16 protein-coding genes are annotated in these 16437 nt (G+C 54.0%); 8 read left to right on the forward strand and 8 right to left on the reverse strand.

The window, feature by feature from the left end; genetic code table 11:
• Positions 1 to 2: 2 nt before the first annotated feature.
• On the reverse strand, positions 3 to 764 hold the full coding sequence (locus F3J38_RS02095) for an alpha/beta hydrolase (protein ID WP_167134652.1): 762 nt from the start codon (positions 762 to 764) through the stop codon (positions 3 to 5).
• Positions 765 to 1017: 253 nt separating this feature from the next.
• Between F3J38_RS02095 and F3J38_RS02100 the strand changes: the two genes are divergently transcribed.
• Both F3J38_RS02100 and F3J38_RS02105 read left to right on the forward strand, forming a co-directional pair.
• Positions 1018 to 1788, forward strand: a complete 771-nt coding sequence (locus tag F3J38_RS02100) for an ABC transporter substrate-binding protein (protein WP_167134654.1) — start codon at positions 1018 to 1020, stop codon at positions 1786 to 1788.
• A gap of 26 nt (positions 1789 to 1814) precedes the next feature.
• The gene (locus tag F3J38_RS02105; protein WP_167134656.1) at positions 1815 to 2903 is read left to right on the forward strand and encodes a DUF2817 domain-containing protein; all 1089 of its coding nucleotides are present in this window, start codon (positions 1815 to 1817) and stop codon (positions 2901 to 2903) included.
• Here the strand turns inward: F3J38_RS02105 and F3J38_RS02110 are convergent.
• A complete protein-coding gene (locus F3J38_RS02110; RefSeq protein ID WP_167134659.1) occupies positions 2888 to 3658 on the reverse strand; it encodes a HalD/BesD family halogenase in 771 nt (256 codons plus the stop codon). The two genes, F3J38_RS02105 and F3J38_RS02110, sit on opposite strands and share 16 nt — an antisense overlap.
• Before the next feature lie 98 nt (positions 3659 to 3756).
• Here F3J38_RS02110 and F3J38_RS02115 point away from each other — a divergent pair, with 98 nt between their 5' ends.
• The 4 genes from F3J38_RS02115 (at position 3757) to F3J38_RS02130 (ending at position 7357) form a co-directional block, all read left to right on the forward strand.
• A complete protein-coding gene (locus F3J38_RS02115; RefSeq protein WP_167134660.1) occupies positions 3757 to 4659 on the forward strand; it encodes a LysR substrate-binding domain-containing protein in 903 nt (300 codons plus the stop codon).
• 78 nt (positions 4660 to 4737) lie between these two features.
• Positions 4738 to 6036, forward strand: coding sequence for an SLC13 family permease (locus tag F3J38_RS02120; RefSeq protein ID WP_167134662.1), 1299 nt, complete (start codon positions 4738 to 4740; stop codon positions 6034 to 6036).
• A gap of 21 nt (positions 6037 to 6057) precedes the next feature.
• Positions 6058 to 6915 carry an AraC family transcriptional regulator gene (locus F3J38_RS02125; RefSeq protein ID WP_167134664.1) on the forward strand — a complete coding sequence of 286 codons (858 nt, stop codon included), beginning with the start codon at positions 6058 to 6060 and terminating at the stop codon, positions 6913 to 6915.
• A gap of 34 nt (positions 6916 to 6949) precedes the next feature.
• Entirely contained in the window at positions 6950 to 7357 is a 408-nt protein-coding gene (locus tag F3J38_RS02130) for a DUF2000 family protein (RefSeq protein WP_167134665.1), read from the forward strand.
• Between the two features lie 183 nt (positions 7358 to 7540).
• Here F3J38_RS02130 and F3J38_RS02135 read toward each other — a convergent pair whose 3' ends face one another.
• Positions 7541 to 8893, reverse strand: a complete 1353-nt coding sequence (locus tag F3J38_RS02135) for an amidase (RefSeq protein WP_167134667.1) — start codon at positions 8891 to 8893, stop codon at positions 7541 to 7543.
• A 4-nt stretch (positions 8894 to 8897) separates the two neighbouring features.
• Positions 8898 to 9719 (reverse strand): MBL fold metallo-hydrolase, encoded by an 822-nt coding sequence (locus tag F3J38_RS02140; RefSeq protein WP_167134669.1) that lies wholly within the window; start codon positions 9717 to 9719, stop codon positions 8898 to 8900.
• 82 nt (positions 9720 to 9801) lie between these two features.
• On the opposite strand from F3J38_RS02140, the gene F3J38_RS02145 reads away from it, so the two are divergent.
• Positions 9802 to 10728 (forward strand): LysR family transcriptional regulator, encoded by a 927-nt coding sequence (locus F3J38_RS02145; protein WP_167134671.1) that lies wholly within the window; start codon positions 9802 to 9804, stop codon positions 10726 to 10728.
• A 27-nt stretch (positions 10729 to 10755) separates the two neighbouring features.
• Here F3J38_RS02145 and F3J38_RS02150 read toward each other — a convergent pair whose 3' ends face one another.
• Positions 10756 to 11436, reverse strand: coding sequence for an SDR family NAD(P)-dependent oxidoreductase (locus F3J38_RS02150; RefSeq protein WP_167134673.1), 681 nt, complete (start codon positions 11434 to 11436; stop codon positions 10756 to 10758).
• Positions 11437 to 11568: 132 nt separating this feature from the next.
• Between F3J38_RS02150 and F3J38_RS02155 the strand changes: the two genes are divergently transcribed.
• On the forward strand, positions 11569 to 12474 hold the full coding sequence (locus tag F3J38_RS02155) for a LysR family transcriptional regulator (protein WP_167134675.1): 906 nt from the start codon (positions 11569 to 11571) through the stop codon (positions 12472 to 12474).
• Here the strand turns inward: F3J38_RS02155 and F3J38_RS02160 are convergent.
• From F3J38_RS02160 to F3J38_RS02170, 3 genes are read right to left on the reverse strand one after another with little or no spacing between them, the layout of a single operon-like run.
• Positions 12463 to 13503, reverse strand: coding sequence for an ABC transporter ATP-binding protein (locus tag F3J38_RS02160; protein ID WP_167134676.1), 1041 nt, complete (start codon positions 13501 to 13503; stop codon positions 12463 to 12465). The two genes, F3J38_RS02155 and F3J38_RS02160, sit on opposite strands and share 12 nt — an antisense overlap.
• A gap of 10 nt (positions 13504 to 13513) precedes the next feature.
• Positions 13514 to 15277: an ABC transporter permease subunit gene (locus tag F3J38_RS02165; RefSeq protein WP_167134678.1), complete on the reverse strand. Its 1764-nt coding sequence runs from the start codon at positions 15275 to 15277 to the stop codon at positions 13514 to 13516.
• 43 nt (positions 15278 to 15320) lie between these two features.
• Complete coding sequence (locus tag F3J38_RS02170) at positions 15321 to 16421, reverse strand: ABC transporter substrate-binding protein (RefSeq protein ID WP_167134680.1); 1101 nt, start codon at positions 16419 to 16421, stop codon at positions 15321 to 15323.
• Positions 16422 to 16437: the final 16 nt, after the last annotated feature.

A 16437-nucleotide genomic window follows, 5' to 3' on the forward strand; every position in this document is an offset into this window, starting at 1 on the left:
TGTTAAGGCTGAGCGTGCAGTGCGGCCTGTTCAATCAGTTTTGCCACATCATCAGGATGCGACTCATAAACCGAGTGGCTGGCACCGGCGATTTCCACGGTGTGGCTATGCGCACGTTTCGCGTACATCCGCTCCAGATCAGGGTTAATGATTTTGTCAGCTTTCGCCACCATGTACCAGCTAGGCTTGGTTTTCCATGCCGGGTCAGGCATGTTGGCGGTAAACACCGCGGCGTTGGTTGGCATCTGCGCATGGGCTTCGAAATCAGCCTGAGCGTCCGGTAAATCTGCCGCGAAATCACTGTGGTAATTTTCTGGCGCGATGGTCAGATAGCCATCAGTCGATTTGGCAAACGGATGCGCGCTGTTCGGGAATTTCTTGCCGTTAATCGCTTCGGTTTCGCCGTTATCCAGCGCATGAGCGGCGATATACACCAGACCCACCACTTTGCTGTCATTCCCGGCTTCGGTGATGATCGCGCCGCCGTAGCTGTGACCCACCAGAATCACTGGACCATTTTGCTGATCGATGATGCGGCGTGTGGCCGTCACATCTTCTGGGAAACCGGTGAGGGGTTCCTGGACCAGTGTCACCTTATAGCCGTCATGCGTCAGGCGGTCATATACCGGACGCCAGCCCGCACCGCCAACGAAGGCACCGTGCACCAGCACAATATTTTTTACGGGCTGCGCTTCAGCTTGCGCCACGCCGCCTGCCATTGCCATCAAGATACCTGCTGCTAAGGTCAATTTTTTCAGTTTCATGGTCGTGCTCCGAATGAGTAAGGTTCGGGCACAGGATATGAAAACGGCTCTGACATCAGGGTGAGCGAGTTATGACAAAAGAATGACATCGGGGGGGTTAAGTAAATTTTAATGGGGTATGAATATCCGCTAACCTATTAACGAATATAAGAATTCACTCTACATAAATCCGCTTTATAAGTGGTGGTAATCTATCCGCCATGTTATTAACTCTGCATGCCGTTCTGACTTTACCTGCCTGCTGGAGATAACAATGAAAAAGAGTTTGTCCTTCGCCCTTATGCTTTCACTCGGTGCTTTCAGTTCTCTCTCTTATGCTGAGCAGACGCTGCGTTTTGGCGTTGATCCGACATTCCCACCGTTTGAATCCAAGGCCAGTGATGGGTCGCTACAGGGATTTGATATCGATCTCGGTAACGCCATCTGCGCGCAGGCGAAAGTGAAATGTCAGTGGGTGCAGATTGGCTTTGATGGCAGTATTCCGGCACTGCAGGCCAAGAAGTTTGATGCGATCCTTTCGGCGATGTCGATGACCGAAAAACGCCGTGAGCAGGTGGATTTCAGCAATATGCTGTATATCACGCCCAGCGCACTGTTAACGCCGAAGAGCAGCACGTTGACTGAAGAGATCAGTTCGCTGCGCGGCAAGAACATTGGCGTAGCGCAGGGCACCATTCAGGAAACTTACGCCAAAGCGAAGTGGGCGGCGCAAGGCGTGAATGTCGTGTCGTATCCGAATCAGATGGAAATCTATCCAGACCTGGTGGCTGGGCGTCTTGATGGCACGTTAGCGAATGCGGTGTCCGCCGATCAGGGCTTCCTAAATACGCCGGAAGGCAAAGATTACGTGATTAAAGCGACGCTAGTGGATAAAGAACTGCTGGGCAATGGCGTAGGGATTGGCTTACGTAAGGGTGACACCGTGCATCTGAAGTTGATCAATGATGCGCTGGCAGAGTTGCACAACAACGGCACCTACGACCAGCTGGCGAAGAAGTATTTCAAATTTAAGGTATATCCATAATCGCCTTATTAACGACAGGAAATTCCATGCCTGCTCTGCCGCATTACACTTCACAACGCGCCCGTTTTGTCGCAGCTGTCGAACGTCAAAACGGGACGTTAACCTCGTACAAACATCCACTCACGGGCCCACAAGGTGAACCGCTGTTCACCGATGTCGCCGTAGTGGGCAATCCCCACGCCAGCAAACTGATGTTAGTGATCTCAGGCACGCACGGCGTGGAGGGTTATTACGGTTCCGATAGCCAAATTGAGTGGCTCAATCGCTTCAACCTTACCGCGTTGCCGGATGACACCGCGATCCTGTTGCTACATCTGCTGAACCCTTGGGGTGCGGCTCATCTGCGGCGAGTGAATGAAGACAATATAGACCTCAACCGTAACTTTATCGATTTTAATCAATCCGCACCGGCTAACCCGGACTATGCCGCCTGGCACGGGATCTACCAGGGTGAGCGAGCTCAAGCTGACCAACTGTTGAATGAGACGCTCAAGGGTGCGGGATGGTTAGCGATGAAGCGGGTGGTTGAGGCGGGGCAATACCAGTTTGCCGATGGCTTTTTCTATGGTGGACAGCAGCCGAGCTGGTCTTATCGCACCATGCAGAACATCATTGAGACCCATCTATCCCACGCCAAAACCATTCTGAGCTTTGACTTGCATACAGGCGCTGGCGCATGGGGCCATCCGATGTTGCTCTCCATTGCCGAACAACCGGTAGTAGCGCATCAGTGGGGTAAGGCGTTATATGGCGAGTGGCTGACGTTACTGTTCACAGGCGCAGGGCGTGACAGTGTAACAGGTGTTACCGCCACCGCGACCGGATATCTCTCGCAATTTCTGCTGGAATCACTGCCCGACACGCACATCCTGCCGTTAGTGGTGGAGTGCGGCACCTATCCGGGCGAAGAGATGCACCGTCGGGTGCGGGATGATCATTGGCTGCACCTGCAGGGCGAACCGGCCAGTGAGGCTGGGCAAGCCCTCAAACAGAAACTGGTGGAAGGGTTTTGGCCAGCAGACCGCGACTGGCGCGATCTGGTGGCGTTCCGCACTCAACAGATTTTCTCTCGAGGTTGGAAAGGATTACTCAGCGCGGATCACAAGCGCCCGTAAAACGTCATGCGCGCGGTTTCTGACAGCGCAATGCCCGGTTGGGTATTGTAAGCCAGCACCGCTAGCATTCGCGTGATGTCGCCTTCGGTCGGCGTTACGCGGTGCATTGAGTTGCGACCACGAAAAAGCACTAAATCTCCGGCTTCAATCGCCAACGCATCCACAGGTTGGCGTTGATCCAGCACCGCGGCAACGCCTTCGAAGTTCATCTCGCCTGCATCGGCGTTGCGCAGATCCTTCACATATTGGAAAACGCCACCCGCACGCGGTTTTTGCACCAACAGGGTAATAGCGAAAGAGGAGTTATCAAAGTGCCAGCCCAGTTCCTGACCATCGGGCGCGTAATGCAGGTTGATGGAAGAGAGGGGATCGGCATAAGGATAGAGCGCGGTTTCACCCAGCACATCGCACAGGAAGTTTTTAAACAGTTCGTCATTATAGAGCTGGCGCAGCGGAGAATCAGCGCCAATCACATCGTCTGTGATGCAGCCTTTGGTACTGATCACATCGCGGTTTCGAGGATGATCGGCGCTGTAAGCCCCATCCGTTTTCATCAAATACACGTTGTGTTTGCTGAGTGTGTGATAGGCCAGATGGCGCTGCGCATCGCCTTCGGCAATGATGGCTTGCAGCGCAGCAGGCTGTAGAAACTGTCGCAGTACCAATGCACCGTGCTGGTTGAGTTGTTCGCGGCAATCGCGGCGCCAGTCGGCATCGGCCAGCGGGTGTAAATCGAAACGGATCAAATCAGACATAGCAGCAGTTCCTATCATAACAGGGTTATTCAGAGGGTAACTCGCTGATAAATTAGTGCGTAACGATAAAAATTTAACGACCTGCTAAGGAAACTTTAATGCCCGCTCAGTCACCGCGGTTACCCAAAATTAGCGTCATCCAGTCATTCAAAGTTGCAGCGGAGCTGGGCAGTCTGGCAAAGGCGGCGGCGCAACTGGCGCTCACGCCTGCGGCGGTCAGTCAGCAAATCCGCCAGTTAGAAGAGCAACTCGGCAGCGCGCTGTTTGTGCGTACGCAAAGTGGTGTGATGCTGACGGAGACCGGCAAAGAGTATCTGCGCTACGTCACCGAGGCGTTTGATATCCTTCATCTTGGTCAGCAAAACCTGCGCCACGTTGCTGCCATGCCAAAACTCACCCTTTACTCATTGCCCGCGTTGGCCTCGAAGTGGTTATTGCCCCACATCGCGCAGTGGCGTGCGCACTGCCCAGATATCGATTTGTCACTGCACGGTACCCACGCGCAGGTGGATTTTAACGCCACACCAGCGGATTTTGTCATCTGCTTCGGCGAAGATCGCTATCCGCAGCTCGATAAACAGCGTCTGTTCCTGGATGAAGTCCTGCCGGTCGCCAGTCCTGCGCTGTTGCAGTGCTACTCTGCCGGTAGCGTGCTGGAACAGGCCCCACTGATTCATCTCGACTGGGGCAATGAGGGGCGCTTCCTGCCTAACTGGCGCAGCTGGTTCCAGGCCAAAGGGCTGTCTGAACCCGCCGCGCAGCCGGCATTTAGCTTCAATCTCACTTCACTCGCGATTGATGCAGCCGTCTCCGGTGCGGGTTTGCTGTTGGGGCAAAAAAGGTTGATCAGCGCAGAACTGGCGCGCGGTGATCTGGTGGTGGTGGATGCGCTCAGCCTCCCACTCAGTAAGCCTTACTTCCTGGCGTGGCCGCAGCGATCGCGCAGCCAACCGGGCAGCGAAGCCTTGATAAACTGGCTCGGGCAACTGGCAAACTGTTAACTGATGCAGCGTAGTGCCGTCAGGATTGCACTATGCTTATCGGCTTTGTGAACGGTTCAATGAAAGGGAGTTCAACCCGTGACATCCGATGCACATTTCTGGCTCACCACGGCGGTGGTCGGCATGACAATTATGCTGTGGGCAAGCGCCCGCCTGCCGGAATATCTCACTGCGCTGCTGTTTTTTGCTTCGGCGACCTTACTCAATATTGTTCCCACCAGCACGATTTTTAGCGGCTTTGCCTCTTCGGCGTTCTGGCTGGTATTGAGCGGTTTTGTCCTTGGCGCCGCGATTCGCAAAGTCGGTCTGGCGCAGCGCTGGGCTAACTGGTTGGTGGTGCCGCTCAGTCAAAGTTGGCCGCGTATGGTGGCGGGAACGATTGTACTGACTTATTTATTGGCGCTGGTCATGCCTTCCAACATGGGGCGTATTGCCCTGCTGATGCCGGTGGTGCTGGCGCTGGGTGAGCGCGCAGGTATTAAAGCAGGTAGCCAAGGCAGTATTGGTCTGGCATTAGCGGTGGGATTTGGCACTTTCCAGCTGTCGGCCAGCATCTTACCCGCCAATGTGCCCAATCTGGTGTTGAGCGGTGCCGCTGAAAGTGCCTATCAGCTGCATTTACAGTGGCTACCTTGGTGGCTGCTAAATATGCCGGTGGTGGGCATCGGCAAAGCAGTGGTGCTCACGGGGTGCCTGTTGTTTCTGTTTCGTGCCAAGCCGCAGCCGGTTAAGCACCGAGACGCGCTAGCGCCGTTGAGTGGCAGTGAATGGCGTCTCATGGGTTTGCTTGCCGTCACTTTACTGCTGTGGATGACCGACAGCGTGCACGGGTTATCTGCGGCGTGGATCGGTCTGGCCGCGGCCTGCATTTGCCTGCTGCCCCGCGTGGGTTTTCTCACGGGTGATGACTTTGCCACAGGCGTTAATTTCCGCACCTGTATCTATATCGCCGGTATCCTGGGGCTGGCGACAGTGGTGGTGGATTCAGGACTGGGGCGGCTGATTGCCAATGCGCTCCTCAGCGTGTTACCGCTGCAGGATCATCCCTCGTTTGGTAATTTTGCGGTGCTCAGCGCGTTAGTCTCGTTACTCAACTTTGTCCTCACGGCCAATGGCGTCCCGGCGATGGTCACGCCCATGGCACAGGAACTGGCCGGTGCTTCGGGTTTCTCATTATTGAGCGTCATTATGTTGCAGGTCTTTGCCTATGCAACGCCGTTGCTGCCTTATCAGGCATCGCCCGTGGTGGTGGCGATGGGCTTGGGTAACGTACCGGCAAAAGCAGGACTCAAGCTTTGCGTATGGGTATTTATCTTCAGCGTTCTACTGCTGTTACCACTGGATTATGGCTGGTTCCGACTGTTAGGCTATGCCTGAGTTCCCCATGAGACCAAAGCTATGCCCGCCAATAAAGATTGGGTCGATTTTCGTCGTGATGACGAAACCGGTATCGAAAGCGTCAACGCGCATTTTCGCGGACACGCTTACGATCCGCACGATCATGACGAGCTGTTGGTGGGCGTGACTCAGCAAGGTTTGCAACGCTTCAACTGCCATCGCTCACTGCATACCAGCACACCCGGTCGTGCGATTCTGATTGAACCTGGCGCGGTGCACGATGGTCACGCGCCTGACGCCGAAGGGTTCACCTACGTGATGCTGTATCTGCCCCAGCATTGGGTGGCAGAAATGATGCAGCGACGCGGACTTGGCGATGTGGCCAATATTGAAGGCGGGTTTCGCCACACGCTGACTGATGATGCGCTGCTTGCCAGTGCGATTCAGCAAGCTTGGTTCACCGTGCATCACAACGAAGGGCGGCTGGCGCGCGATCAGAGCCTCGATCATCTGCTCACCATGCTGTCACGTCATCTGGATACTAAACCCAGCCACCAGAACGCTTCAGCGCTACAACAAATGCAGCTGATGCGTGACTATCTGCACGATTTTATGGCGCAGGATATCGGCTTGGATGAGCTGTCCCGTCTGGCAGGCATCGATCGCTTCAAACTGACGCGTCAGTTTAAGCAGGCTTTCGGACAGTCACCGCATGCCTATTTGGTTCGGTTGCGACTGCGCAGCGCGCGGGTGTTACTGGCGCAGGGCATTGAACCGGTGCAGGTCGCTGCACAAGTGGGATTTGCCGATCAGAGCCACTTGGGCCGTTGGTTCCAGCGAGCCTATCGCATGACACCCGCTTCCTACCAACGGCAGTGCACAAACGTTCTATATTCCCCACCTGCGGCTCTTGCATGATGAGGTTTTCGATCTCACTGGAGAGTAGTTGCAGATGTTTGATACCAAAATCGCCCTGATTGTTCGTGATGATTTAGCGACCTGGCAGCGCCTGAATGTGGTGGCGTTTCTTGCCACCGGGATTGCCTCCGCCGCCCCTGAAATGATGGGCGAGCCCTATGTGGATGCGCACGGCCGCCAATACGGCAATATGGCCGGTCAGCCGATGCTGGTATTCGCCGGGGATTTAACGGGTTTGCAGCGGGCACACCGTCAGGGGTTGGAGCGTGAGTTGACGTTGATCCCGTACGTGGAAGCGATGTTCTCCACCGGGCATGATGCAGCCAACCGCGAAGTGTTTATGGCGGAAGACGCCGATAACCTTAATTTGGTGGGTATTGCGATTCGCGGCCCGAAGAAGGCAGTGGATAAAGCGATTAAGGGCTTATCGTTGCATGCGTAACGTCGGTTGCTAGCAATGGCGTGTTACTTGTCACTTCAGTACGTTTCGGTCGCCATGAATGGCGACCCTACGTTGTCCGGTACGGTTTTCGTAGGGTACGCATTCATGCGTACCGGGTTAAATAAGCACTGATTGGCTGAATTGAGCGGCATTACGCCTACAATCACGACCAGTTTAAAGTCGTTATTTACCAACAGGGCGCACATTGAGGGGCATCTGGATAGCCTCAGCAGCCCGCAATAACAAATCCTCGCGTCCACGCAGGGCCAGCAACTCGACACCAATTGGCATCCCGTCATCACTTAATCCGGCAGGAATGCTGATCGCCGGCGCACCCGTTACCGCAGACACCAGCGCATTACTGCCGTCCTGTAGCTCGCCATGTTGTACCGGCGGGCGGCGGACCACGGGGTAGGCCAGCAAATTAATATTGTGTTGCGTAAACATCGCTTCCAGCTGCTGATAGAGATCGTGCTGGCGTTGCTGCACCACAGCATAGCCTTCGCTGTTGGTTCCGGGATGCGCCGCACGTGTCTTGAACACCGTGGTCAACTGAGGATGATAGAGTTCAGACGCGGCAATCTCCTGCAGGGTGTGGAACTGCGCACGTGGCTTATCGGCTAAATACCCAGCCAGTGCTTCTGCGAATTCATAACCGATAATATTGGCGTCACTGGCTAAGGTCTCCAGCTGCGGCCAACTGACGAGCATCGGTTCAAAGCCAGCAATTGCAGCCTGCACCGCTTGATTTATCTCAGTTTCATCGGCAGCAAACCCTTCCTGCCAGATGCCAATCCGCAGCGCTTCACCTTCTATCGCATAACGTTGACCGCTCAAGATTTCACTGACCAGACGGAGATCGTCGGCGCCGCGCACCAGCGGGCCGGGAATATCTTGGGTTGGTGACAGCGGCACAATGCCGTCGGTGCTCAGTGCGCCACGCGTCATGCGTAAGCCAAGCAAACCGTTAAAGGCAGCAGGAATACGGACTGAGCCTGCTGTGTCACTGCCAATAGCGAGCGGTACATATCCGGCAGCCACTGCCACCGCTGAGCCACTGCTTGAGCCGCCCGGAGAGCGACCCTCACGCCAGGCGTTATGCGTAAAGCCGGTTAACGAAGAGGCGCCGGTAATCCCTGCCGCTAATTCATGCATCGCGGTTTTGCCGATGAGGATTGCGCCATGAGTGCGCAAAGTGGTGACCAGCGGGGCATCAACATCGGCGATGACATCGCGCAGCAGCACAGAACCGGCGCTGGTGGGCCAACCTTTCACCTCAACGTTGTCTTTGATCAGCACCGGAATGCCCGCCAGTTGGCCTAAAGCCTCACCGCGCTGGCGTGACGCGTCACTGCCATCCGCTGCCGCTAAAGCTTCATCGGCAAACAACCACGTGATCGCGTTGTAGCGCGGCTGATCCACCTCCGCAATACGTTGCAGCGCGTACTCTGTCAGTTGGCGAGCAGTGGTTTCTCCGCCTTGCAGTGCCTGTTGTAAGTCGCTGAGTGACGCGGTGAGATAGTCAGCGTATTGCATTCAGTTAATCCTCCAGTGGAATCCATTGCCCGTCGCGCCCAACGCGGCCATACGAGCTGCTGTGAAAATGAGAACTGAACCAGATTGCCTGATGTTGCCTGCACCAGTCTATAACCTGTTTGCGGGAAGCGATGGCGAGGGGTAAATCCTCACAAAACAGCGAGTTCCAGTGTGGATGCTCAAACTGAACCGGATGGTGCATCACATCCCCGGCAAAAATCGCCGACTTGCCGTCGCTTTCCAACACTATCGAAGCATGGTCAATGCTATGTCCAGGTGTGGCGATGTAGCGCAATGCCCCCGCAAAGAGCGGTGAGTTCTCGACGTCAATCGTCTCCAGTTGGCCATTTTCAATCAATGGCAAAATGCTGTCACGATAGAGCTCTTGCAGGGCGGGGTCTTGCTGGCATTGTTTTAACTCTTTTGCCGAGCAAATATATCGCGCGTTGGGAAACATCGGTTGCCACTGCCCCTTATGCCAATGGGTGTTCCAACCCACGTGATCGGTGTGAATGTGCGTCATCAGCACCAGAGTGACTGCCGCAGGATCAACATCCGCATGCGTCAGGTTATCAGCGTAAGGGGTGTTTAACTGGTGAAACAGCGGCTTATTATCGCGGTTACGCCCATTGCCGGTGGCAGTATCGATCACCACCAAGTGCTCGCCCGAACGCACCACCCAACTGTGAATAGAGACTGCCGCAGGCTCGGCGGCAAAAGCATCGCTCATCTCTGAACGATGGGCCGGATAGAGCGCGCCAAAAGGAAAGGCGCCGGTTTGTTCAGTGATTTTTTCAATCAGGTAATCGCCTACGCGGATTTTCATCGTGGTTCCCCTTTACTTTCATGACTTCAATTGGGAAATCACTATACTGATGTGAATTTAATTAATTAAATTGATTAAAATTATGCACTCCATCAATGAAAACGATTTTTCTAAGATCGATCTTAATCTAGTGATCGTACTGCTGGTGATGTTCGAGGTGCGTAGCGTGACCTTGGCGGCGAACCGACTGTACCTTGGGCAACCTGCCGTGAGCGCAGCATTGAAACGTTTGCGTGAGATGTTCGGTGATGCACTGTTTGTACGGACTTCTCAAGGCATGACGCCAACGCCCCGCGCGGAACAGTTAGTGCAGCAATTTACGCCGCTGATACAGGATCTGCACCGGGTGATTTTCACGCCAAAGGCCTTCGATGCGCAACACGATAGCCGTACCTTCCGCATAGGCATGAGTGATTGGTTGGAACAATGGTTAATGCCCGATTTACTGAGCGAACTGGCACTGACAGCACCTAAAATTGACATCAAAGTGGTCGCCGCCGATCCCTGGCAGGCGATTCCTTTGATGGAGCAGCAGCAGGCGGATGTAGTGGTGACGGTAGGGGATGAAGCGAGTCGCGATTTGACGCGCGAGAAAATCGCCCGAGCCGGGTTCCGAACGCTGTGGAGCGCGCAACAGATTGCCGTTAAAAAGCTGACGCTGGATGCGTTTGTACGCCATGACCATGCGCTGGTGTCCTATCGCGGTGCCAGTGAGAGTGCGTTGGACCGTGAATTGCAACAGCAGGGAAAAGCCCGACACGTGCGTTATGTGACGCTACATTTCTCTGGCTTGCCGCTGCTATTAAAGCAGTTGCCGCTGTTTGCCACGGTGCCGCAGGGATTGGTGGATCCATGGCGCGAACATTATGATCTCCAGGCCGCGCCGGTGCCGGTGAAGATGCCGGATTATGAGCTTTCACTGCTTTGGCACAATGCGCAGCATGACGATCCCGCTAACCGCTGGTTACGGGATCGGTTGCGTGGTTTATTGCTAACCAAGGCGCGATAAATCGTGTCCATGTAGCCGTTTTAAATCTCACCATGGCACCACTCGACCCAAATAATCCAGGTAATGCAGCCCTGTGCGTCCGACGTAAGTTTCAATGGTGTTCAGCAGGTTGGGGATACTTTCGTCAATGGTCAGGCGCGCTTCTGGACCGCCCATATCCGTCTGTACCCAACCGGGTGCCATCAATAACAGCGTACGTCCATCAGGGTTGCGTGCGGCAAAACTGCGCATAAACATATTCAAGGCTGCCTTACTACCGCGATACACCTCGTAATTACCGTTGGTGTTATTGGTAATACTGCCTTGGCCTGAAGACATCACGGCGATAGTGCCCTGAGAGGTGACGCGATCTTTAAAGGTTTCAATCACTCGCAGCGGACTGAGTGCATTGGTCACCATCACCCGGATAAATTCGTCGGTTGAGACGTCGGCGATGGTTTCTCTGTCATCATTTTTGACCCCGGCATTCACGAACAGCATGTCAAATTGTCCATTGCCGAGTCTTTGATGCAGCGCGTTGACCTGCTGAGGCTCGGTGATGTCCACGCTCTCCACTGTGAGCTGTTGCGGATAGCGTATCGCCAGTTGTTCCAGCTTGCCCGTGGAGTGGGCGCGACCGGTTGCTACCACCTGATAACCACGCTGCAGCATATTTTCTGCCAGTGCATACCCCAGTCCGCGTGATGCGCCAATCAGTAATATTTTCATAAAATGCGTCTCCAGTTACGTTGTGAGAAAAGTCTAGCGCGGGAACAGAGTGGGCGGAACGCGCAGCATTTGCAGTGGTAACCTGCACCAAACGCCTTGTTATATGACGCACTATCTAGCAGGATGGTAACCATGAATGATACCGACCTAAATTTGCTTATCGCCCTGGATGCACTGCTGACTGAAGGCAGTGTCGTGGGGGCTGCGCGTCGGCTTAAGCTGAGTGAATCGGCGATGAGCCGTACCCTCGGGCGCTTACGTACCGCCACCGGCGATGCGCTGCTGGTGCGTGCTGGTCGCGCTATGGTGCTAACACCCTATGCGGAAGCGATGCGTGAGCGCACCCATAACACGCTACGTGAAGCGCGTGCGGTGCTAAGCCCCGATGCCGAAGTACTCGATCTGGCGCAACTGGATCGTCGTTTCATCCTACGTATTAATGAAGGCTTTGTTGAAGCATTTGGCAGCAAACTTATCGCCACTGTCGCCTTGCAAGCACCTAACGTGCAGTTAATTTTCGTGGGGAAACCGGAGAAGAGCGATCGCGATCTGCGCGCAGGAAGCATCGATCTTGAGATCGGTGTACTCGGCAATATGGGACCGGAAATTCGCCTACAGGCCTTGTTCCGTGACAAATTTGTCGGCGTGGTCCGTGCGGGACATCCCTTGGCCCAGCATGCGAATATCCGTCAACTGGCGGCATTTGGGCATATTGTCGCCTCGCGCCGGGCGGAACAGGGTGGGCCGATTCATGATGCGATAGAGCAGGCAGGATTGAGCAGAAAAGTCGTGGTGGTAGTGCCCGCCTTTTCCACGGCGGTTACACTGGCGATTGACTCCGATTATGTCGCCCTGGTGCCGCGCTCGCTGGTTCATCACCATCCACTTCTCAAAAACAATCCATCATTAACCCATTTCGAACTGCCGTTTGCCACGCCTGAGGTGACGGTGTCACAATTTTGGCATCCTCGTTTGGAGAATGAAGCCGCGCACTGTTGGCTACGCGGCGTGATAAAAGGAATTTGTTCAGGCAGATAACAGGCGTGCGTTTGCTGCCTGCCAGTTCAGCGAGACGATATCGCCAATTGCACCTACCGAAGCAAGATTGCTACGCACAATGAAGCGCTCACCATCCTGCAGAGTCACCACCAGACGCGTTTCTGAGCCCGCATAGATACGCTCGCTAATTTTGCCGTGCAGGAGTGCATCGCTGGGTGAACATAACTGGATATGTTCAGGGCGGATGACCAATGCCCCAGCCGCCATTGCGCGGCTGTTCGAGGGTAGGTCAAAAACACCCTGTGAAGTGACCAGACTGCCCTCGCGAATTTCGCCACGCAAAATGTTGGACAGACCAATAAACTCGGCCACAAAGGTTGATTCCGGCTGCTGATAGATATTCTCAGGTGTGTCAATCTGTGCAATTTTTCCCTCATTCATCAGGCAAATGCGATCCGATAGTGCCAGAGCTTCTTCCTGATCATGGGTAACGAAGATGATAGTCGCGCCGGATTCGCGGTGAATGCGTTTAATCTCCATTTGCATGGTCTCTCGCAGCTTGCGGTCTAACGCCCCCAGCGGTTCATCCATCAAAATGACGCTCGGTTGATAGACGAGACAACGTGCCAAGGCCACGCGCTGTTGTTGCCCACCAGACAAAGCTCGCGGGAAACGCTTCGCCGCGTGGCCTAATTCCACCATCTCTAACGCTTCTTTTACCTTACGGGCAATCTCAGCAGCAGGCATGCGGCGCATCCGCAGCGGAAAACCAACGTTCTCTTCCAGCGTCAAATGCGGGAACAGCGCGTAGTTCTGAAACACCACGCCAATGTCGCGCTGATGTACCGGTGTGCGCGTTTCGTCGCGGCCGTCAATCATCAGTTTGCCTGAGCTTGGAGCTGTTAAGCCGCTGATAATCTGCAACAGTGTGGTCTTGCCTGAGCCAGAAGGGCCGAGCAATGTTAGCAATTCACCGGTTTGCACTGCTAAATCCAGGTCTTGCAATACGCTGGTTTGACCATATGTTTTGCCGATTTTCTCAGCCTGCAATTTGATATCTGAACGCATGATGGATTCCTTACAAGGCTTCAGCTTTAAGGCGCGAGCGCTCAGCCACAATAAATAACAGTGTCACAATGGTGAGGATAATTACCGAAGCAGCAGCAAGCGTTGGCGTGACCGAAAGTAGTACGTCGTCCCACATCTGTTTTGGCAGTGTCTGCTTAACGCCACCGCCAACAAACAGCGCCACGGTTAACTCTTCAAACGAGTTGAGGAAACCGAAAATAAAAGCCGCGACCATACTGCTTTTGATCAGTGGTAGCGTAATCTCCCAAATCACTCGTAGCCGGCTAGCGCCTAATGTTCCCGCTGCCTGGTCAAGTCGCCAGTCGTAATTTTTAAACGTGGTCAAAATGATGATAAACACCACTGGAATAGCCATAACGGTATGGCCAAGTATGATGCCAAGGTTGCTGCCGACTAGACCGAAATTGGCAAACAAATAGAAAAGTGCAACTGCAGTGACGATGTTTGGCACAATCATGGGTAGCAAGAATGTCATGACAACCAGACTACCGCTTTTCCCCTGATGGCGAGCAAGCCCAAAGGCGGCGGTTGTGGCAATCAGCACCGCTAACACGCCAGTGATGAGGGCAATACCAAAGGAGCGGGCGGTCGCACCGGTCCAAATTGGAGATTCCAGGTAAGTTTGCATCCAACGCAGTGAAAAGCCTGGGGGTGGGAATTGCAGGAAGCTTGAACTGCTAAACGCCATTGGTAAGAAAGAGACGACGGGCAAGATAAGCACAGCAATGATCAGTATGCTGAACAGCGCCAACAACCAGCCAAAACGTGGTTTGCCGGGGATCAGACCCAATACTGAGGCAAGCACATCACTAATACGTGCCAGCATGGCAATCAAAGCGTAGCCAATCGCACGAATGTGTGGGTTGCTGGCATGGCCTTCGCCACCAGCAATCGAGGACATACCGAACAACTTGTCGTAGCAAAAACAGACCAGCAGCGTTACCACCAGCAGTAGCATGGCGATTGCGCCAGCCAAACGCCAGTTTAGCAACTGTTGTACTTGAGTAATTAATAGTTGACCTATCACTGAGTCTTGCGGGCTTCCAAGTAGTGCAGGGGTAATGAAGAAGCCCAGAGAACCAATGAAAATGAGCAAGCAGGCTGCGACTAATCCCGGCATGGATAGCGGGAAGAAAATACGCCAGAACGCTTGAGCGCGTGAGGCACCTAACGTGTGACTGGCGGGCATTAAACGGTGATCAATGCTGGTCATGGTAGGTAGCATGGTGATGATCGCCAGCGGCAGCATGCTATGGACCATGGCGAAAACGACTACTCCGCGTGTATAGAGCACGTTCAATGGTTGATCCGCACCCAACCCCATTAAAATCTCCGATAAAATTCCACGTCGGGAAAGAAGCACCATCCACGCGAAATTCTTCAGCAGAGCACTCGTCCAGAATGGTAATAAGATCAGCCACATCAGGCGACGACGTGCGTTTTCCCCGCACTGTGCCAGCCAGTAAGCGACCGGATAGGCGATGAGTAAACAGACCAAGGTTGTTTGCAGTGCAATGATGAAAGTGTTGATTGTTACCTTGACGTAAATGCCGGCGCCAAACATCTGACTCCACACGTCCAATGATAAATGCCCCTCGCTGTCCTGGAAGCTCAGCAGCATTAATTTCAGTGTGGGCCAGGCAAGAAAGATGGCCAGAAACAGCAAACCTGGTGCGGTCAGCCATAGTGGGTGCAGCGCAAGGCGCTTGTGCTCAGTTTTGTTACTGGACTTTGATGTAGCAAATTCACTCAAAAAGAAATCCTCCAGCGAGAGAGGGCCGAAGCCCCCTTGCGGATCAACTCATTACCCATTTTTCGAAGCGTTCTGTCAGTGCTAACTGATTTTCACCCCAGTAATCTGCGCCCAGTAGTGCTAGCTGACCAATATGATCAGGCGCGGTTGGTAGCAATGTGGCTTTCTTCTTATCAATGAAATCGTAGGCTTTCACGTTGGTTGGACCACAAGCCAAATCCTCGGTAAACACTGACTGGCGTTTGGCATCCATACAGAATTGAATGAACTTACGTGCGGCCTCGACTTTCGGGCTACCATGCGGAATGGTGAACCCATCAATGTTATAAAGCCCCTGATCCCAGGCGATAGCGGCTGGCGTGCCAGCATCAATTGCTGTTTGCGCGCGAGAGCTCCAGATACTCAGCATATCCAGTTCGCCGCTCTGCAATAATTGTGTAGCCTGAGCACCGCCCGTCCACCACACATCAATGCTTTTGCGGATTTTATCGAGGCTGCGGAATGCACGATCTACATCGAGTGGGTAGAGATGTTTGGGATCAACGCCATCTGCCATCAACGCGACTTCCAGCGTGCAGATTGGACTACGCCACAGCCCGCGACGCCCTTTGAATTTCTCGGTATTCCAGAAGTCAACCCAATTCTTCGGCGTTTTATCCCCAGAGAAAGCATCGAGGCGATAGCCCAGCGCCAGCGCGAAGATACTCACGCCGCCAAACTGTTTGGTTATCGAGCCTTTTACGTAATTCTCAGGGTCTGGCACGGTAACGTTGATATCTTCTAAATACGGTTTGCCGAGTTTGTTGAGACGCACCAGATGTTCTGGGTTAAGCAGCGCGACATCGAACAGATAGTTTTTGGTATCAACCATCATCTGGAACTGTGGCACGGGATCGGGACCGAGCACGGTATTGATGATTTTAATGCCCGTCGCCTCTTCAAACGGTTTATAAAATGCTTTGCTGAAGCCAGTGCCATAAGGACCGCCGACATCCGCCACCGTCAAGGTGGTGACCTCAGCTGCCTGCGCCGTGCGTGATGACATCAGCAAGGGTGCAACCGAAGCCACCGCCGCCGCACTCAGGCCGAGTTTCAGCGCATCACGGCGCGTGTACTTGCCTTTATTCTCAGTCAGTTTACTCATTAGAACCCTCTGCATA

This window comes from Candidatus Pantoea formicae, assembly GCF_011752625.1.
GTDB classification, from domain to species: Bacteria; Pseudomonadota; Gammaproteobacteria; order Enterobacterales; family Enterobacteriaceae; genus Pantoea; species Pantoea formicae.